17 protein-coding genes are annotated in these 19,037 nt (G+C 64.8%); 5 read left to right on the plus strand and 12 right to left on the minus strand.

All coding sequences use genetic code 11. The features are described from left to right. Nucleotides 1–23 precede the first annotated feature (23 nt). Together Q8K99_00565 and Q8K99_00570 are read right to left on the minus strand one after the other, a co-directional pair. Entirely contained in the window at nucleotides 24–1,556 is a 1,533-nt protein-coding gene (locus tag Q8K99_00565) for an HD domain-containing protein (GenBank protein ID MDP2181048.1), read from the minus strand. Then, nucleotides 1,553–3,709 carry a HEAT repeat domain-containing protein gene (locus tag Q8K99_00570; GenBank protein MDP2181049.1) on the minus strand — a complete coding sequence of 719 codons (2,157 nt, stop codon included), beginning with the start codon at nucleotides 3,707–3,709 and terminating at the stop codon, nucleotides 1,553–1,555. Before Q8K99_00570 ends, Q8K99_00565 begins: the two co-directional genes overlap by 4 nt. Before the next feature lie 79 nt (nucleotides 3,710–3,788). Here Q8K99_00570 and Q8K99_00575 point away from each other — a divergent pair, with 79 nt between their 5' ends. Further along, on the plus strand, nucleotides 3,789–4,475 hold the full coding sequence (locus Q8K99_00575) for a Maf family protein (GenBank protein MDP2181050.1): 687 nt from the start codon (nucleotides 3,789–3,791) through the stop codon (nucleotides 4,473–4,475). Nucleotides 4,476–4,486: 11 nt separating this feature from the next. Here the strand turns inward: Q8K99_00575 and Q8K99_00580 are convergent, their stop codons facing one another. From Q8K99_00580 to Q8K99_00600, 5 genes are read right to left on the minus strand one after another with little or no spacing between them, the layout of a single operon-like run. Next, nucleotides 4,487–5,281, minus strand: coding sequence for a class I SAM-dependent methyltransferase (locus Q8K99_00580; GenBank protein ID MDP2181051.1), 795 nt, complete (start codon nucleotides 5,279–5,281; stop codon nucleotides 4,487–4,489). A gap of 11 nt (nucleotides 5,282–5,292) precedes the next feature. Next, the gene (locus tag Q8K99_00585; protein ID MDP2181052.1) at nucleotides 5,293–6,210 is read right to left on the minus strand and encodes an amidohydrolase family protein; all 918 of its coding nucleotides are present in this window, start codon (nucleotides 6,208–6,210) and stop codon (nucleotides 5,293–5,295) included. 12 nt (nucleotides 6,211–6,222) lie between these two features. Next, complete coding sequence (locus tag Q8K99_00590) at nucleotides 6,223–6,729, minus strand: PspC domain-containing protein (GenBank protein ID MDP2181053.1); 507 nt, start codon at nucleotides 6,727–6,729, stop codon at nucleotides 6,223–6,225. Between the two features lie 18 nt (nucleotides 6,730–6,747). Continuing rightward, nucleotides 6,748–8,154 (minus strand): PspC domain-containing protein, encoded by a 1,407-nt coding sequence (locus tag Q8K99_00595; protein ID MDP2181054.1) that lies wholly within the window; start codon nucleotides 8,152–8,154, stop codon nucleotides 6,748–6,750. Beyond that, nucleotides 8,138–9,469 carry a hemolysin family protein gene (locus tag Q8K99_00600; protein ID MDP2181055.1) on the minus strand — a complete coding sequence of 444 codons (1,332 nt, stop codon included), beginning with the start codon at nucleotides 9,467–9,469 and terminating at the stop codon, nucleotides 8,138–8,140. Before Q8K99_00600 ends, Q8K99_00595 begins: the two co-directional genes overlap by 17 nt. A gap of 172 nt (nucleotides 9,470–9,641) precedes the next feature. On the opposite strand from Q8K99_00600, the gene Q8K99_00605 reads away from it, so the two are divergent. Together Q8K99_00605 and Q8K99_00610 are read left to right on the plus strand one after the other, a co-directional pair. Next, nucleotides 9,642–11,621 (plus strand): HEAT repeat domain-containing protein, encoded by a 1,980-nt coding sequence (locus Q8K99_00605; protein ID MDP2181056.1) that lies wholly within the window; start codon nucleotides 9,642–9,644, stop codon nucleotides 11,619–11,621. Continuing rightward, entirely contained in the window at nucleotides 11,618–12,934 is a 1,317-nt protein-coding gene (locus tag Q8K99_00610; protein MDP2181057.1) for an HD domain-containing protein, read from the plus strand. Before Q8K99_00605 ends, Q8K99_00610 begins: the two co-directional genes overlap by 4 nt. A 17-nt stretch (nucleotides 12,935–12,951) precedes the next feature. On the opposite strand, the gene Q8K99_00615 is transcribed toward Q8K99_00610, so the two are convergent. After that, nucleotides 12,952–13,311 carry a hypothetical protein gene (locus Q8K99_00615; protein ID MDP2181058.1) on the minus strand — a complete coding sequence of 120 codons (360 nt, stop codon included), beginning with the start codon at nucleotides 13,309–13,311 and terminating at the stop codon, nucleotides 12,952–12,954. Nucleotides 13,312–13,628: 317 nt separating this feature from the next. Between Q8K99_00615 and Q8K99_00620 the strand changes: the two genes are divergently transcribed. After that, nucleotides 13,629–14,057 carry a peptidylprolyl isomerase gene (locus tag Q8K99_00620; GenBank protein MDP2181059.1) on the plus strand — a complete coding sequence of 143 codons (429 nt, stop codon included), beginning with the start codon at nucleotides 13,629–13,631 and terminating at the stop codon, nucleotides 14,055–14,057. A 29-nt stretch (nucleotides 14,058–14,086) separates the two neighbouring features. Here the strand turns inward: Q8K99_00620 and Q8K99_00625 are convergent, their stop codons facing one another. After that, nucleotides 14,087–14,794, minus strand: a complete 708-nt coding sequence (locus Q8K99_00625; GenBank protein ID MDP2181060.1) for an FAD-dependent oxidoreductase — start codon at nucleotides 14,792–14,794, stop codon at nucleotides 14,087–14,089. 70 nt (nucleotides 14,795–14,864) lie between these two features. Between Q8K99_00625 and Q8K99_00630 the strand changes: the two genes are divergently transcribed. Beyond that, a complete protein-coding gene (locus Q8K99_00630) occupies nucleotides 14,865–15,467 on the plus strand; it encodes a molybdopterin-dependent oxidoreductase (protein MDP2181061.1) in 603 nt (200 codons plus the stop codon). A 7-nt stretch (nucleotides 15,468–15,474) separates the two neighbouring features. On the opposite strand, the gene Q8K99_00635 is transcribed toward Q8K99_00630, so the two are convergent. From Q8K99_00635 to Q8K99_00645, 3 genes are all read right to left on the minus strand, one after another. Further along, nucleotides 15,475–16,755 carry an ABC transporter permease gene (locus Q8K99_00635; GenBank protein ID MDP2181062.1) on the minus strand — a complete coding sequence of 427 codons (1,281 nt, stop codon included), beginning with the start codon at nucleotides 16,753–16,755 and terminating at the stop codon, nucleotides 15,475–15,477. Then, nucleotides 16,752–17,477 carry an ABC transporter ATP-binding protein gene (locus Q8K99_00640; protein ID MDP2181063.1) on the minus strand — a complete coding sequence of 242 codons (726 nt, stop codon included), beginning with the start codon at nucleotides 17,475–17,477 and terminating at the stop codon, nucleotides 16,752–16,754. The genes Q8K99_00635 and Q8K99_00640 overlap by 4 nt, the downstream gene beginning before the upstream one ends. 76 nt (nucleotides 17,478–17,553) lie before the next feature. Further along, nucleotides 17,554–18,972 (minus strand): cell wall-binding repeat-containing protein, encoded by a 1,419-nt coding sequence (locus Q8K99_00645; GenBank protein MDP2181064.1) that lies wholly within the window; start codon nucleotides 18,970–18,972, stop codon nucleotides 17,554–17,556. Nucleotides 18,973–19,037: the final 65 nt, after the last annotated feature.

The raw sequence follows: 19,037 nt of genomic DNA on the forward strand, positions 1-19,037 counted from the left end.
GTGTGATTGTTCCCGATATGGGTCTAGAGATAGTCGTCGATGTCGATATTGACGTCGGCGGCCGACAGCGTGTGCATGACTCCCAGGCCATCCTCGGCAGACAGATCGACGTCAGCCACATCGACTATCGCGCCCGTCGGGTCGGCGATGAGACGCACCACCGGACGAAGCATGTCGAGGCCACTCGGCCGCAGCACGATCCCAACCGATCCATCGGTAAGACGCACGACAGACCGAGGAGGATATACCCCCATCAGGCTCACGAACATGCGAACCAGGTCGGGGTCGTGCGACGTTCCCGATCCCCTGAACAGCACCTCCATGGCCTCGTCCTGCACGCGCGCTGCACTGTAGGCGCGCCGGGAGGTCATCGCGTCGTATGCGTCAGCTACCGCGACGATCCTGGACGCCAGGTGTTGGCGGCGAGGGCGCACCCTCCCCGGGTAGCCGCTCCCGTCGTGCCGCATGTGATGCTCGAGGATGACCACGATCGCCGACTTGTCGAGAGCCGGAATAAGGGCGGCTTGCTGCGCCCCGCGCACGGGGTGTTGCCTGACCAGAGCCCACTCCCCCGGGGACAGCGCGCCCGGCTTGTTGAGGATATCGGGGTCCACGGTCATCTTGCCTATGTCGTGCAGCAATGCACCCGTCGCGAGGGAAGACAGGAACCGGTAGTCATTGGTGATAGCCGATCCCAAAGCCAGGGACAGAAGCGCGACATTGGCGCTGTGGTAGAAGGTGTATTCGTCATGGTTGCGCAGCCCCGTCAACTCCACCATCGCATAGCGATTGGCCAAGACATTGTCCACGAGTGAGCGCACCACGCCCGTGATCTTCGCGGCGCTCACAACCTGGTTGCGCCGGATCAATGTGTCTATCTCCCGCACCAGCTCGAGCGCTCCGGAATAGGCTTCCTTGGCCTCCTTGTCACCGATCGACTGAGGGCCGCTCTTGTCGAAAGCCTTCAGCGCGCCGAACTCGACGTGGACTAGTCCGGCCTCGTTGGCCGCGCGCTGGATTCCTCCGACAGCCTCGACCTCCGACGGCTCCATGGCCAAGATGGCCGCAGCACGCCGCAGTTCAGCGATGCTCAGCCCGCGACGGAAGACAAGCGTTCCTACACCGAGCGCAGTCAACTCGCGGATGAGCTGGTCGAACATGATGCTGTCCTCGGTCAGTAGCTGTTCGCCGAAGACGAGCTCGCCCTCGAAGAACGCCAGCGCCACGTCGACGCCCTCCTTGTGATACCGCTCGATCGCCTCGGCGAGCGAGCGAACGCCATCAACGATTGCGGGATGGTCTATCGGGTAGAAGCGCGCTGCTCTGCGCACAGCGTACAGGCGGGTAAGGAGGTCCCGGACGCGTCGGGTCTGGTTGGCCGAGTAGGTTGTCGACGTCGCATCCGCACGACCGGCCGTCGCGTCCGACGGCCCGGGTTCTGCGATGCCCATCTCCGAGGCGGGCGACTGCGCGGCCTGCGGCGAGCGCACGTCCTTGTCAGCGTTGCCGCTGTCGACGGCGGGATCGGTGCCCGGACGAATGTCGTCGTCGTTCACTGCGCACCTCCCCCGGACATCGCTCGCAGCGCGGCTTCCGCGGCCACCCTGAGCTCACGCGTTCGCGACGAGCCAAGGAACGACCGCTTGCCGGCCAGAGCCTCCAGTGTGGCGACAGCGACCGGGCCTCCAAGCTTGCCGAGGCTCTCGATCGCCTCCGTTCGCGCGGAGATCTCGCGGCTGCCGCATCCCTCGCCCAGAGCGACCTGCGCGATCGCCTGCGCGGAACCACGGGCGCCGATCGATCCGAGAAACCGGGCCGCCAGCTGCACGTTTTGGGCATCGCCGTCGTCCAACGCAGCGATCAGCATCTCCTCGGCGAGGCGGTCCTTCACTCCGGAGAGCGCACGGATCGTCTCCCTCCGAACGCGCGCATCGCTGTGCCTCAGAGTGCGACCGAGCGCCGATAGGATCTCCGGCCGACGAGTCTTGCCAAGGATCGCCACGACGTTCCTCACCACGTACCACCGCTCGTCGGAGACACGTCGGCTGAGGTCGTCGATGAAGTCAGCGGCGATGTCGGAGATCAGATCAACGAGCGCCTTGCGCGCTGCCATGTCCGGTTCATCGGCCAGAACTTCGAGGAGCGGGTCGATAGCCTCGCTGCCGAGAACCGTGAGGAGAGAGCGACATGCGTCGTACTCGGGCGTTCCGCGCTCGTACATGCGCATCGCCTTCGTAACGTTCCGCATGTCCTTGGGTTGCGCGAACCGCACTATCGCCGAATGAACCCGCTCGACGCGCGCTGGGTCGAGACCCTCGACTGTGGCACCCAGACGTAGCTCAGCAGCAACATCTGCGGCAACGTCGTACTCTCCGCGCCGCACCAACAGATCTATGGAGTCCTCGATGAGCGCCATCATCGAGGAGAACTGCGGTCCGTGAGGATCCGCCGTGACGAGAGTGACCATTGCGCGCACGATGTCTCCGTCGACGAGTCCCGCACGCGCCTCGTCCGCCAAACGCGCAAAGTCCGGCGAGTCCTCGAAGCGCTCGCCGGTGGCCCGTGGGGCCATTTCCACGATCTTCAAGACGGAGTCGAGCGCCCTCCGTTCCGCGCTCTGGTCCCCGCGATCTCGTACCGTGAGCTGGCTCGGCATGACGTTGTCAATGACGGCGTTCACCGTCTCCTCGGCAAGACCCGCCCCGCGCATCGCCGCTCCCGCTGCGTTGAAGACTTCGTCCCGTTGTGCCATGGATACCTGCGCGAGATACCTCACGGCCCGGGCCAGGCCCTCGGCCGAAGCGTCATCGTCCGCGAGTCCCGCCACAAGGAGCTCGCAAACCTCGTCGATGTCCATCTGGCGGACGATCGCGGCGAGCGCCTCGTTCGAGCGAGCGTCGGGCAAGAGGTGCTCCGTCAACAGTTGCCGCCGGTCGCCGGGATCGAGTCCTGCGACCGCGTCGGCGAGCGCACTCGCCAGAGCCGCCCGCACCTCGGCCGGTTGCCGGGCGACCATCGCCGCGAGCTCCTTGAAGCGAGTCGCTGCCGTCACGCCACCGGGCGCCCCACCCCGAGCACTGAGTGTCTCCCTGAGATACGAGGTGACAACCTCTGGAGACTCGATGATGCGAACAAGCACCCGCTCGTCACGAGGACGACCGCCAAGGGCAGCCGCGAGAATCTCGTCGATCCGCATCGAGTCAGGAGGCCATGGCTCGTCGTCTCCCGTCTTCGCAACGGGCTTCTGCGATTCGTCGAGGATCTTGACCGAGGCTTCCTTCACGGTGATCGAGTCGACGCCCGCATCCCACAGACGAGACTCGAATCCGCCAGCCGCCTCGATCTCCTCGGCACTGCTCTTGAGTACGCCAAGGAACCCGGCTACGTCCTTCTCGCGCACGCCGACGTGGAAGCGGACCTCGGCCAGGCCGCGGTTGTAGAACTCCTGGGTGAAGGCCTCGTAGGCGGGTTGCCCCTCGAAGACGGGGACGCCCTCGAAGACCAGGCCTTCTTTGCTCACCCCGAGTCTCAGATCAGAAGCGTCGCGCAAGATGCTGTGCAGCAGCTCGATCACAACCAAGGCGTTCTCGTGGGGGATGCTGCTCGAGAAGGGATACAGCTGCACGGCCTTGTGCGTGACAACCAGTTGCTTCACGAACCGCTCGATTGCGGTCGGCACGGCAGGTCCTTCCGTCGAACGCAGCGCCACTGTGCCTCCTCGGATCACCGCCGTACGATCGCTCAACGTTCCCATTATACGTTCACAACTCAACCTCGGTGCTATCATCATGCGCATGAACCCGGACGGACCAGCCGCGCTCCTTCTCGCCTCCGCGTCCCCGCGGCGACGTCGGCTGCTCGCGTGGTTGGGGCTGCCCTTCGACGTCGCGGCATTCGAAACGCCGGAGCGGCTGGACTCCCCCCTCGCGTCCAATCCCCCCGCACTCGCCGAGCACCTGGCCAAGGAGAAAGTGTTCGCCGCACGAGACGCGCTCCCGGGCGACCCCCGGCTCGTCTTGTGCTTCGACACGATCGTCGTGCTGGACGGGGCGGTCCTTGGCAAGCCGGACGACCTGGAGGACGCTTGGCGTATGCTGCAGGCCCTCTCGGGACGCACGCATCAGGTCGTGACCGGAGTAGCACTGGACTGCCCTGGAGAGGACGCCGCCGCCTTCTCCGTCGTGACCGACGTCCGCATGAAGGAGCTTCGGGACGAGAGTATCGAGCGCTGGATGGCGCGCGGCGAGTTCATGGGTTGCGCGGGGGCCTACAACATCGAGGGACAGGTCGCCGAGGTCGACGCGACCGGATGCTACCAGAACGTGGCCGGCCTGCCGCTGTGCCACCTGTACGCTGCGCTCAAGGCAATGAGGCCTCCTTGCTCCGCAGGTTCCCCGACCTCTCCGATCGCGACGTGCGACGCCGCGCTCGGACGCACATGCGCGCTGGGACCACAAGCGGCCGTGGGCACCTGAGCCGCGTGGCGCTACGCTCGGCGGCGGGCCGTCACGATCATGCTCTCATCGGCAAGCGGGTCGAGCGGACGGCGCGAGTGATCGCCGAAGGTCTCCACGTCCGTGAAGCCAGCGGTACCCAGCGCGTCGGTCAGCACATCGCGAGGCAACGCTGTGTGCTGGGACCTCCGGCTCGTAAGGCTCCAGTCGCCGTCCGCATCGCGCAGGAGCGTCACGAAATCGAAGTCCAAGTACTCCTCGCCCTCTGGATAGTCGATCAGACGCAGGAACACCTTGGTTCCCTGGGCGGTCTCGCGCACCTTGGGCGCGATCGCCCGGATGCGCGCCGCGAGAAGACGCTGGTGGTTGAGCAGGTGCAGTACCAGCAAGCCACCCGGCTTCAAGACCGCGGCGAAGTCCAGAAGGGTCGCCGCCAACGCGGCACGACCCCCCACGTGGGGCAGCGCGTTGCCGGTGCATGTGAGGGCGTCCGCAGCGTCGAGTCCGAGCGGCTGCAGCTCCCCGAACCCGCCCCTCGTGACCGTGACCGACCCGCCTCCGGCGCGCACGTCAGGGGCGAACCGTTCGACGTTCTCGCGAGCCTGCTCGAGCATCGAGTCATCCGGATCGACAGCGATCACGTCGATGCCCCATGTCGCAAACATGATCGCGTGTCGGGCGCTACCCGCGCCCACATCGATCACGTACGAGACGCCCGCGGGTCGGAATAGCGCCTCGAAGAACGACCGCTCCCGGTCGAACCGCGCATCCCAGTCGACGAACTCGTCGTAGCTGCCGCCAGCGATGGCCGGAAGGTCCTTGGCCATGTACGTGCCTCCTAGTCGTCGAGGCGGAAGATGCGCACGGCATTCCCGCGCAGCACGAGATCGCGGTCTGCGTCGGAGAGGCCGAGTTCTTCCAGAACGCGGGCCTGTTGATAGCGGATCCATGCGCGATATGGCGCGGTCGTGCCGGAATCGGTCCCGAACAGCACCCGCTCAGGACCAAGCGCGGTCAGTGCGCGCTCGAAGACGTCCGACAGTGTCATCCTTGGCACGTGGTTGTCCATCCAGTTGTTCGTGCCGCTCGTATCCACGCAGACGTTGGAGCACTGATACCCAAGGCGCAGGACGCTCTCGAGCCACCCGGCGCCGAAGTGCGCGATCACGAACGTGATCTCGGGGAAGTCGCGCGCGACCGGCGACAGGTCGATGGGGTCGGCGTAGCGCAGGTCGCCGCTGGGATCCACAGTCACCCCGTAATGGATGATCATGTGCGCGCCAAGTTCAGCGGCCTTCTCGAACATCGGCCGACATGCCGGATCCGACAGCCGGTAGCAGCGGTTCACCGGGAGAAGCTTCACGCCCTTGAAACCGGCAGCCATCTCCCGCTCGAGCAGACCCGGCGTGCCCGGGTCGAAGGGATCGACGTTGCACAGCGCGTGCACATGGCCTTGAGCTGCAACGATGAATTCTCGCGTGTATTGGTTGTCTGGCATCACCGAGACGACCAGGGCCTTCGTGACGTCCGCGGCGTGCAAGCGTCCCACGTAGAACTCGGCAGCCTCCTGCGGCGTCAGGTCGGGCAGCTGGTCGCCACGTCTACCGAACTTGCGCTCCGCCACGGCCTTGCGAAAACGCTGCATGGCTTCTGGTGGCTGCTTCGACAACACCTCTTCGAGCAGCCCGACTGTGAACAGGTGGGCATGTGCGTCGATCACATCACCGGGACGCGTCGGTTGTGCGTGTTCAAGCACCGTCGCGTCCCCTTATGGCGCCGGAGGCGCGGGTGGGGCCGGAGGCGCGGGTGGGGCGGGCGACTCCTCGGCCCGTCCTTTGGGCTCCTCCGGCACGACGACCGCCGCGATCACGTACACCACCACGAACGACCACACGCCGAAGATGAATGCCAGCGTGACGTAGGCAAGCCGAACGAGCGTCGGATCCATCCCGAAGTAGTCGGACAGACCGCCGAGTACCCCGGCAACCATCTTCTTCGTGCGCGATCGGTGCAGACGGCGCTCCTTGGTAGGCATCGAGGCGCTCACCCGGCCGTTGTACACGATGAAGAGCACGCCAGCCACGACCAGGGCGATGCCGGTGCCCCACTGGCGAATCCCGCTGGCTAACATTCTGAGCGGCCCGAAGATCGCCCCGAACTGCTCCCATGCTGCGCCTCCGAGGAACCACAGTCCTCCCAGGACGAGCACCGCCCCCATGATGATCGCAGCGGTCTTGCCCTCCGGCGATGCGTTCGGATTCCCCTGATCGCTCACGGTCCGCACCTTTCGTCCCTAGTACCGGTCGACATTGACCGAACCGATTCCCATTTCAACTTCGATCACGTACCGCCGGGTAGCATTGTCGAAACCAGCGGTCTTGTAGAGACGCTGCCCCGCACCTTCCGCCCGCTCGATCCCCCGGTCCACGTCGACCGCGGCGAGCCCGGTCTTGGCCAGGACCGAGACCTCGGCGCTCTCCGGTATCCGGATGTCCACCGAGGAGATCCCGCTCTTCACAGTCACGAGCACGTCGCCGCTCCCCATCGGCACGTCCCCGAGCTTCAGATCTGCCGAGGACACGCCCGAGTTCAAGATCAACCCCGTCACGTCCACATCCGAAAGGTCAGCCCTCAACTGTGCCACCGCAATATCGATCGTGAGATCCCAGGCCACTCCCCGCGCCAGAGCGATCTCAGCGTGATTGCTCCGCGTGTTCGGGGCTATTGCGACACCCCTGTGCCCCAGGTCGAACATGATCTCAGCGGAAGTGCTCGTGACCTCGGAACGGTAGTCGGGGGTGCCGAAACTGGTGTCTCCCTCGGCCGAGAACAGCGACGATCCGCCCTCGATACTCATCTCGCCGACTCCGCCCTTCAGGTCGAGTGAGCCCTCCTTCACTCCCATGTCGGCGGGCTCGCTCACCGTGAAAGCGTCTCCGGCCATAGTGCCGTACCACATCACGGGCGAGCCGCTTACCGAAACAGCGGCGGCCCACGCGATCGCCCCGATCACCGCGAGCGAACCGATCGCGCGCATCCACTGCTGCTCCAGCCCGCGGGCCAGCACCGAGAATCCGATCGCGATCAGCAGCACCGGCCACATCGTCACGATTCGCCACCATACGCTCCAACTCAGGAAACCCGTCGTATTGCCAAGGAGAACGAGACCGAAGGCGACGCCGGTAAGCCCGTCGAAGAGCCGACCGATGCCCCAGCCCTCCTTCCCGGGTGTCACCGCCTGGATGAGTCCCGCGATCACGATCACCAGTGGCCACATCGCCCACCAGGCGAATCCCTCCATGAACCGGCCGGAGATCAGAAGCGCGCCAACAATGACCAGGACTACCCCGAACCAGACTCCTCCGCCTCCTCGCCGACGGCGCCAACCATCACCGGCTGGGGAGTACCCGGGCTGGGTGGGGGGCGGTGGGGGTGGCGGCGCGACCACGGTTGCCACGCCAGAGGAACCACCGGCGGACGCCGGGTATCCGGTAGCGCGCGGGGGCTCCGGCGCGTCGGGAACGACGACCCACATGATGATGTACGCAAGGACCGGCATCCCGCTTCCTACGACCGCCAGCAGCACAGCGAGCATGCGGACTACCGTCGGGTCGAGTCCGAAGTAATCGGCCAGCCCGGCACACACGCCCCCGAGCATCTGGTCATCGCGGCTGCGATACAGCCTACGTCCCGTTTCCATGTGTCTCCTCGGCCAGGTCGGCGGTGCTGTGACGCGCGTCGACAAGCAGTCTCACGATACGGCGCCGACGAACCGCCTGGACCGTGAATGTCGCCCCGTCGTGCACCACCGACTCGCCTGATACAGGTATGTGCCCCAACCTGGCAAGCATCCAGCCGGCCATCGTGTCGTACTCGTCGGACTCCTCGACCGGAAGGCCCATCTCCCCCGCTTCTTCGGGAGACAGACGGCCGTCGATGACCCACTCTCCCGGGCGTAGCAGTGTCGCGAAGCGGTGATCACGGTCGAATTCGTCTACAACCTCGCCGATGATCTCCTCGACGATATCCTCGATCGTGACAAGTCCCGCTGTTCCCCCGTACTCATCGACGATTATCGCCATGTGATTGCGCATCATCTGCATGTCGGAAAGCAGGGGAAGAATGTGCTTGGTCTCGGGCACGAACACCGGCGGTCTGACGTAGCCGGCGATATTGTCCATGACGCGTCCCGCCGCCGCCGGACCGACCAGATCCTTCAGCAGGAGGACCCCGACGATAGTGTCGGGGTCCTCGGAATACACCGGGAGGCGCGAGAACCCGGAGGACTGGGAGAGGCGCAGGGCCTCGTCCACCGTTGCCGTGTTCTCGACGAGCACCAGGTCGACACGCGGCACCATGATCTCCCGGACAACCGTGTCCCCGAGTTCGAATATCTCGTGGATCATGCGCTTCTCTTCGTCGAGCAGGCTACCCTGCTCGGTCACGAGCAGCTTGATCTCCTCTTCCGAGACGCCCGGTCTGCCTTGGCCAGGCTTCAAGCCAAGGAGCCGCGCGACGACGTCGGTCGAGCGCGCAAGCAGCCACACGAGCGGGGAAACGGCCGTCGCGAGGACGGAGATCGGGCGGGCGACCGCTCGGGCCACTCCCTCGGCGCGCACAAGCCCGAGCCGCTTCGGCGCCAGTTCGCCCACCACAAGCGTCACGTAGGAGACCACTATCGTCACCAGGAAGATCGAGAGCCCGCCGGCGATCCCCGCGAGCCAAGAGCTCCCGAAGGACTTCAGCCACTCAGCGAGGGGTTGCGCGAGACTGACAGCCGCAGCGGCAGAGGCCATGAAGCTGACGAGCGTGATACCGATTTGGATCGTGGCCAGCAGCCGCGATGGGTCCTCGGTCAAGCGCAAAGCAGCACGCGCGCCAGCGGAACCCTCCTCGGCAGATTTCTTGAGGGCTGCACGACGCACGCTGATGAGCGCGATCTCGGCTGCGGCGAAATAGCCGTTCAGGAGTATGAGCGCGAGGATGACCAGCAGCTCGATGGCGTACCCTTTCATGAAAATCAGGTTACCAGGAACTGCAGTTCGTCACAGACATTCCGATAACGTTGTTGCAGGGTCGGTTCATTGGACGGCACCTCTCCGATGTTGGAGAATACTGCCAACGCGCGCTACATCGCGGCAAATGCGGATATCAGAGTGCAAGCGCCAACCCCTGAGGAGCGGGGACGTGACCGATACCGGCACGACACGCAAGCTCGAGGCGGTCGTTCGCGGCCTGACAAGCGCCGCGAAGGCTCTGCGCCTCTATCCGTCCTCAAGTCCGATTCCCCGGGAGTCCGCCGAGGCTGCTGCCACAGCTCTGGAGGCATACCTGACCGAGTACCCCGTGCTTTCGCTGTCGATAGCACGCGAGGGATTCGAGTGGATGGGCACATCTGTCGCCGCCGGCGCTGCAGGAGTCGCAGACCTCGCCAATGAGCTACGCGAACGCGGTGTCGCCGAGATCGACTTCACCTCCGGCTGCTCGGTTGGCGACATCATCACCTTCCTGTCGATCGCGGGCAGCGATCCGGCGTCGATCGGTGCACAGGGAGGCATGGGCGCTGCGCTCGCGGGCAGTGGAGTCGAGTGCGTTCGTGTGGCGGACGTCCATCTGACCGTCATCGAGGAGATAGCCCCCGAGGCGGAAGGCGACATCGACGAGTTCCTGCGCCAGCTGGCCGCGGATCCGGACAAGCTGTCGATGTGGATGGCCGCGTCATCAGCAGGCGACCCTGCGGCTTTCGCCGAGGGCCTCGAAGGACTTGTGGGCGCTGCGGGAGCCGGAGGAATGGCGCGGCTGCTCGAGTCGCTCGCTCAGGCATTCACGCAGCAAGGCGCCGACGGCAAGGATGCGCTTCTCGGACTGGCGCTGGAACAGGGAGCCGTTCGTGACCTCGCCGGAGGGATGTTCGGATTCCTTGATTCCAAGGACCTCGCGTCCTCGCTGTGCGACGGCCTCTTCGGCAAGAACATGCTCTCACTGTCGAACGTGATGACTCACCTGCCATTGCAGGAGCGCATGAACCAGGTCTACGCCGAGGTTCAGCGCGAGCTCGCCGCTGGGGGGCACGCCGACAAGGAGTTGGACTTCCTGCGCCACATGATGGACGTGCGCGCCAAGACCGAGGCCGAGGAACCGCTCGTGGATGCGGACCCGACCTACCATCAGGTCGCACAAGCCCTCACGCTCAGCGAGGCCGACATAGAGCACGTCCGTGAGACCACGCGCACGCAGTCCGCGCGCGCAGGTTTCTCCGGAGTCTCAACCATGCTCGCACTCCTGGATCAGCAGCGCGATTTCGACCTCTACTGCCAGGGCCTCGACAACCTCGCCTCGATGGTGCCTCGCCTACTCGACTCGGGAGACTTCGATCTGGCCGTCCGCATCTTCCGCGAATTGGCCGGGCGCGAATCTCGATCGAATCAGCCGTGGCCGGAGCTGTCAGCGCGTCTCCGCCAGGCAATCTCCACCGCCCTTGGGCACCGCTCGATCGCCTCGCTCATGAAGGCCCTCATCGAAGACCCCGCCCGTCTTGCCGACGCGCGCGAGATCGTGCTCGTCGCCGGCGACGCGGCCACGGCCCCTCTCGTTCAGGAGGCCATTGCCCAGAAAGCCCCCGGAATCAGGCTCGCCGAGGAGATCTTGGGAAGACGCCTCATCGACGTGCTGGTCGCAGCGGCGCCGCAAGCGCAATGGTTCCAGCTCGGGCCCATCGTCGAGCGACTCGCCCATGAGGGCGACGCTCGCTCGCTCCAGGCCATCAGATCGCTCCTCGCTCGCCAGGATGAGCAGTCCCGCAGAGAGGTCGCGCAGGGGCTTGCAGGCACGGGAAGCCCTGCGGCACTTCAGATGATGGAGACTCTCATCCGTGACACGTCGCCCGAGGTCGCGATCATCGCAGTGCGCGCCATCGCGAGACACCAGATGCCCGGGGGGGCCGGCTTGCTCGTAGCGCGTATCGGAGAGCTCGACATCGACGGCAAGGACTTCGCCGTCGGCCGCGAGATCATAGGCGCGCTCGCGCGGTTGCGTGACCCGGAGTCGGCGTCAGCACTTCGCTCCTTGGCCGCCCGCAGAGCACTTATCAAGCGCGGCCACTTCCTGGAGATCCAGGACCTTGTCCGCCAGGCCCTGCTCCTCCAGCAGGAAGGAGGGGCGTCGTGAGCGCAACCGCCGTAGCAACGACGCTGGCAGCCGGCCGCAAGGCCGCACAGCTGTACCCGCAACAGCATCCCGCGTTCGTTGAGGCCATCGACGGCCTCGTTGGCGCAGCTTCCGAGACCACCGGCGCCGGCCCGCTCCAACTCAACCTCCACCAGGGTCACCTCTATCACCAAAGCGCCGTCCTTCCCGACGACGCGCCGGGAGTCGTCGCCATCGCCGAAGCTTTCGAGGTGCGCAAGATCGAGAGCATGACATTCCACCCGGGATTCTCCCGCGAAGAGGCGATCGGCCTCGTCGAGGTTCTTGGCCTGCGCCCGTCTGCAACTCTCGACATCGAGGCCGAGCTCAGCGCCCGAGGCGTCACAAGCGTCTCCCTCGCCTTCCTCGCCGAGGAAGACGCCGAGGAGAAGAAGGAACGCGACCGCATCCGTGAGCAGGACAGGGCGCTGTACAACCGGCTTGTGTCCGTCTTGAGAACGCTTTCCACACAGGTGGCCCAGGGTGGCGCGAACGACCTTGGAACAGCAGGCACCGTGGTCGGCAACGTCATGCGTCGGCTGCTTGAGGATCAGTCTGCGGTACTTGGCCTGGCTACCATACGGGGCCAGACCGAGTCGAATCTCTTCCACTCGATAAACGTCATGATCTACTCGCTCGCGCTGGGCCATACCCTCGGATTGCCCGAGCAGGGCCTCGCTTCGCTCGGCTTGTCGGCGTTGATGCATGACATCGGCAAGGCGGCCTTCAAGGCCGATGATCCCACCCAGGCCGAACCGATGGCCCGCATGCACCCGTCCATCGGCGCCGACATACTCTCGCGTCTACCCGACGAAGACCGCGCTCCCATGCTCGTCGCGTACGAACACCACATGTACGTCGATGGTTCGGGGGTGCCTGAGCGCCCGAATGACTACGTCCCACACCCCTACAGCCGCATGGTGTCCATCGCCAACCGGTATGCGAACCTGACGAACCCCGGCTCGCCGGATATCCCCGCCCTTACTCCGGACAAGGCGATCGTGACGCTGCTGCGCGAGGCACGCACCCGATTCGATCCGATGTTCGTCCGGCTCTTCGCCAAAGCGATGGGCGTCTTTCCCATAGGATGCATCGTGCGCCTCTCCGACCAGTCTGTCGGAGTAGTGTGCCGGGCGGGCACCAAGGAACTCGCACCCGTTGTGCGCGTGGTCTACGATGCTGGAGGCCTTGGGCTGGACGAGCCGATCGAGCTCGATCTTGACGGCTCTGAACTTGCGATAGTGGAAGTCGTGGGCGCCGAGAGCCTCAACGTCGAGGTGTCAGATCACCTCTAGGCCGGGCGTCGGCTATCCTACGAAGAGCTCGGCTGAGGATTGATCTTGTGCAAGACAAGCGCGATGAGCGCAAGGCGCCTGCCCCGATCCTGGCAGGCCTCCACGAACTCAGTGATCGTGTCGCGCATCTCCGGAGATGGCTTGTAGCGAACCAGTCCTCCCGCGCACTGGAGTATCCGGCCGTCGCAGAGGGACTCTATCTCGGGCTCCAGCTCCTCGACTCGGCGACCCAACCGCGCTGCAAGACCACTGGAGTCGAGCACCGCATCAGGGTTTCTGTGGTAGAACACGAGGATATCCCAGGTCAGAAGGGACCTGACATGGCGCTCCACGAACCGCATGACCGAGGGCCCCAAGACCCCCTCGAGATCGTACACTCCTACCGTCCCCTGTCGGCGCGGACACGGCATCTTGCGTCGGCGGATCTACTGAAACGCCGGCTCGACGTTGTCGACTTCGTCGGCACATGCACCGACCAAAGTCTAGCGCATTGGCCTGGCTGTTCGTTAACCGCGCAGCTCAACGGCGGATGATTGTGTCTAAACGGTTCCTGCATCTGACAAGCGGCCCGATGAACGGCACTCCTTTCCTTGGCGTGGGCGTGACGTGTGCGAACCCGTCCGCCCTGCGGTAGGGTGTATTGGCGCGTCCTTCGCGGTTCGCGCACGCCAGGGACTTTCGAAAGGACTGTGCGATGAGCATTCCTGAGGGCATGACTGTGCGCGTACACTACCGTGGCACGCTCGACGACGGAACCGAGTTCGACTCCAGCATCGGCAGGGACCCGCTTGAGTTCACGGTCGGAGCGGGACAGGTCATCGCCGGATTCGAGGCGGCCATTGTCGACCTGCAGGTCGGAGACAGCACAACCGTCACCATTCCCGCACAAGACGCCTACGGCGAGCTCGTTCCCGAAGCCATCCAGACCGTCCCGATGGAGGCATTCGCCGAGGAGCCCCCGGTCGGCGCCATGGTCGAGCTGGCGGCGCCCGACGGACGTCGTCTCGCCGCATCGGTAGCCGAGGTGTCGGAGGAAGCGGTAACGCTCGACTTCAACCACCCCTTGGCGGGGCAGGCGCTGACGTTCGAGCTCGAACTCGTGGGCACTTCTCAGGCAGACTGAGGCGCCCCTGCCCTGTGGGACCGTCCGCGTCATGCGGATCTGCCCGGAGGACCGAACCGTTCGATCACCCGCGCGTTCTCGGGCACCCCGAGCTCGTCCAGCACATCCTGCATCGCTGCGACCATCAAGGGTGGACCTGTAGCGAAGAACATCTGCCCCTCCGGGTCCAGGTAGCGCCGAACTGTCTCGGCCGTGATGAGGCCCCTCTCGCCCGTCCATTGGTCCGAAGGCTCCTCAAGGACGTGCACCACGCGTACTCCGAGTGAGTCCATCCGGTCGAGCTCGTCGCGGTATGGGACACACCGCTCGTCGCGGTTGCCGAAGAACACCGTTGCCCCCACACCAAGGTCACGCCTGAGCGCATCGCGCAACATGCTGCGAACGGGCGTTATCCCGACCCCGCCCGCAAGAAACACGAGTTTCCGGGGGTCCTCGGGAAGCGCGAGGCTGCCGAGTGGACCCATCATCGTGACTGTCGAGCCCCGGGAGAGCATGGCCAGCGCTCGCTTGAACGTCGAATCGCTGAGCCGCGTCGTGATCTCGACGTACGGATCGTGCGGTGCGGACGATATCGTGAACGGCTTGGTCTCCTCGCCGGCCCGGGAGATCAGGCGCAGGGAAATGTACTGTCCCGCGTGGAAGCCGAAGCTCGATGGCCGTTCGAACCGCATGATCGCGATATCGGGGCCGCACATCCCACGTGCCACGTGCGCGATCTCGTAGCGCTCTATGGCCACACGCACCTCCTCGGCATCGTCGATGGGAAGATACCCCTCATAGCATCCAAACCTCTGCGCGCACCCAAAGGTGTGTGCGAAGAAGACAGGATCCGCCCTTCAGCGCATCGAAGTGCGCGAGTACGAGGGCAAGGACCTCTCATCGGTGGAGGACTTCCGTGAGAACTCGATCAAGGGACCGCAGCAGGTGGACCGCGACGCATACCGGCTCAGGGTGCACGGTCTCGTGAAGACACCGCTCGAGCTCACCTATGGCGACGTCATTGGCGGCAACCAGCTCTACAAGAAGGTCGTCACCCTGAACTGCGTGGAGGGCTGGAGCGTCGACGTCCTGTGGGAAGGCGTGCTCGTCGCTGACCTTCTCGACGAGGCGGACGTCGACAGCAGGGCCACGACGGTGATCGTCCGCTCGTACGACGGCTACTCCACCTCGCTGCCGCTCGACTTCGTTCGCGACCGAAGCGTTCTTCTCGCCTACAAGATGAACGCGGTCGAACTGCCTCCGGAGCGTGGCTTCCCCTTCCAGGTCGTCGCCGAGGAGAAGTGGGGCTACAAGTGGGCCAAGTGGGTGACCGAGATCGAGCTGTCCTCGGACAGTGATTTCGAAGGGTACTGGGAGAGCCGCGGCTACTCTACCGACGGTTCGCTCGACAGGCCTTCGCACGGTCGCTAGACGCGCGTCACCTGGTGCGTTTCCTCCGCAGGTCGAGCTTCATCGTCAGGATTCGGTCCGACGCGAAGATGCGTCCCGCCACGAGAATCAGCCCGACGCACCACACGATCTCATACGCAATGCCAAGGCCGACCTTCCCGTATTCGCCAAGGAACAGGCTCGGAGCCGCCTGGAACGCCGCCGTGAACGGAATCGCGTTCACCAACCACCTGACCAAGGGGGTTGCCCGGTCCAGATCGATGAGCAGGCTTGTCAAGTACGGGATCATCAGAAAGATCATGAGTGGCGTGAGCAGCGACTGCGCCGCCTTCACGTTCTCCGCGAACGCGCCGAGGATGACCGCCGCCGCAAGCGCGATCATGATCGCGAAGAAGAGCGTCACGCCGAGCAGGACGTAGTCGACGGGCGTCAGGGAAAGGCCCAGCGCTGCTGCTGCACCGGATCCCGCCGATCCTCCGCCGGTAGGCGCCAGGCTGTTCATGTAGTAGCGCATGCCGAGCATGTACACTGCCGCGGACACAAGCGCGATTAGCCCGGCGGCGGTGATCTTCGCCCCGATGAGTGCGGTCCGGTCGATCGGCGACGACAAGAGCGTCTCAAGCGTCTTGTTCTCCTTCTCAGACGCGATGGTCGTCGCAATCATCTGAGCCGCGAACATGATCACCAGGAACAGCACGATCGGGATGAGGGTCGTCTGCCCGATGATGAAGCCGAAGACTTCGGACATCGACGCCTTGGCACTGCGGTCGCCAACGATGACGGTCTCGACGCGCTCGATGGGATGCTTGATCTCCTCGGGATTCGAACCCGGCATGCCGGCCGCGATCAGCTGGTCGCTCACTCCGTTCTCGAGCGCCTCCAAGACCGCGTCCACAACCTCCGGACCCTGCGCCGAGGCATACGAGAACCCCGATATCTGGGCGTAAGTCTCGACTTTCTGTCTCATGCCGCTCGCAAGGCCGGTCTCGAACCCTTGCGGCACGACGATGCCGACCCCGATCTCACGATCCCGAAGCTCCTGCGCCATGGAGTCGCCAGCGCTTGGATCGAGCTCCACCGGGTCGTAGCCCGCTGCCTTGAGGGCTTCCGAGATCTGTGTCGATGTGGAGCTGGCGTCCAGGTCGACGATCGCTACCGGCTCCGGCCTTTCCGCGTCAGCCTCACGCTGTTGCCCGATCACATTGCCCAGCAACACGAACATCAGGATCGTCAACACGAAGGGCAATAGCACCTGGGCCGTGGCGAGTTCGCGGATCTCCTTCTTGAGCAGCACGATGAACTTCCTCATCGGGCTACCTCCGCGAAGACCTCTTCGAGGTTGTCTGCGCTGTAGCGCTCCTTGAGCTCCGCGGGTGTTCCGAGTGCCTGGATCACGCCTCCGTGCAGAAGTCCGACTCGGTCCGAGAGATACTCGATCTCAAGCATGTTGTGACTCGATAGAAGTACCGCCGCCCCGCCGTCTCGCGCGTAGCTCTTGACGGTATCGCGGACCTCGAGCGCGTTGAGCACATCAAGTCCGGAGGTGGGTTCGTCCAGTATCGCCAGTCGGGGCTGTGTCATGAGCGTCCTGCCAAGAAGAAGCTTGCGCGTCATGCCCTTCGAGTAGGAGCCGAGCTTGTCGGCAAGCCGGTCGCCCAAACCGGTGATCTCGCGAGCGCGAGCAATGGCCGCCTTCTGCCCGCCTGGGTCTGCGAAGAACAGCTCGGCGACGAAGCGCAGGTAGCCCTCGCCGGTCATGTTCTTGTACGCGCCGGCCTCTTCGGGCAGGTAAGAGATGATTTCCCGGATTCGGCCAGGGTCCTTCGTCACATCGATGCCCGCAACGCTGACATGTCCCGCCGAAGGCCGCAGAATCGTCGCCGCGATGCGCAAGGTCGTGGTCTTCCCGGCTCCGTTGGGGCCGATCAGCGCGAATACCTCGCCGGCTTGGACCTGGAAGCTGATGCCTCCAACGGCTTCCAGCGCCCCGTACGACTTCTTCAGGTCCCTGACTTCGAGAACAGCCCCCACGCTCGTCCTCCTCGCCGCTCGCACGCCGGGTCAACCACCCGCAATCCTAGCATGCGAGAGCGGTGTCAAAGGCGTCTCACCTGAGGATATTGCCGATCTTGTCGTAGACGGGCTGCGTCACTGAGGCCGGCCCTCCGTATATCTGCGCGTAGTGCACGCTGCTCACGATTCCCTCGAGCGCCCGCTGTGTCGCTAGCGGCAGCTCATCGGGTTTCGTGAGGAGGATGATGCCGCCAAGGCGGCCCTGCGCCACGCCGCCGCAAAGCGCGTCTGGATGCTTCACGCCCGTCGCAATCCCGATCGACGCGTACGAGCACAGACCGCTTGAGACTCCCTTGGCAGCGACCGCAACCGCGGTCTCGTAGCGAGTTGGGCCCGCGAGTCGCACGGTCGTCCCGCACACTGCGTCGATCTGCCGGAATACCGTGGGAGTCACAGACATGTTCCCGCCAGCGACCGTAGCCCTCGAGAATCTGTGTCTGGCCATGACCGCCAGCGTCTCCGCGGGAAGCACCCCGGGCCGCGTAAGAAGCAAGGGGGCTTTGGCGCGGTACGCGAGCGGGCTGAGAGCTAGCGCGTCGGGATAGAGATCCCCGCGTGCGACGAACACACGCCCGCCGTGCTTCCCAAACTTGAGGACTTCCTCGGCGATGAGGGCGGCGGTGACGTAGCGATCGCGACCGCCGAGGCGCTTCACCGAGAGACCCAGGTATACGAGTTGCCATTCGACGCTGTTGTTCACGGAGGTGGTTCCGCCGACAACGATCGCCTTCTTGGCGCCAAGTCGCCTGATCTCGCTCACGATCTCAGAAGGCAGAGCCGAGGCGCGCGTCAGGAGAATCGGCCCATCGGTGCACCCCGCCAGGGCAGAGGCGGCCAGCGCATCGGCGAACGCCGTGCCTGAGGCGATGATCACTGTGTCGGCCGACTCAAAGTTCTCGCGGCTGGTACCGGCCGAAACCACATAGCGGTCCCGGCCGCCCACCCTCATCATCTCCAGTCCCAACAGGGGCTCGATCGTCACGGACACGCGAATGGTGCCGGCCACAGTCGAGCTCCCCACATATGAGGCTGAGAATGCTGCGATCGACCTGGGCGCAGCGGAGTCATAGTCGGCTTTGAACCGCTCCGAGAACATGGGGCGGTCGGACACCCCGCCTTCGTCGTCGACCAGACTCACGTAAAGGATATGGCTCCCTTCGGGAACCGCGACGACTCCGTCGACCTGCGTCCACCCTCCGATCAGGCTGTCCCAGGAGTAGTAGAGGGTACCGGGGGCCTGGGGCACCAGAGAGAGGAACGTCGGCGTTCTGCGCCAACCATAGTAGCCGTCTGAGAAGGGGGGCGAGGCAAGGACGCGCACGTCGGAATCACCGGCTGCGTGCGCCGGCGTCGGCGTCAGTGCGGCAAGCACTGCTATGAGCGCGAGCGAAACCGCGAAGACGGCGATGGGCCACCGTCCGATCGCGGCCCGTTCAGGCCGACCTATCGACATGTCGATGCTCCTGGCTTCTCCTTGGGAGGATTGCCTAGTGTAAGCATCGTCACAGTGCCGGAGTG

Source organism: Actinomycetota bacterium, from assembly GCA_030682655.1.
In the GTDB taxonomy this organism is placed as follows: domain Bacteria; phylum Actinomycetota; class Coriobacteriia; order Anaerosomatales; family JAUXNU01; genus JAUXNU01.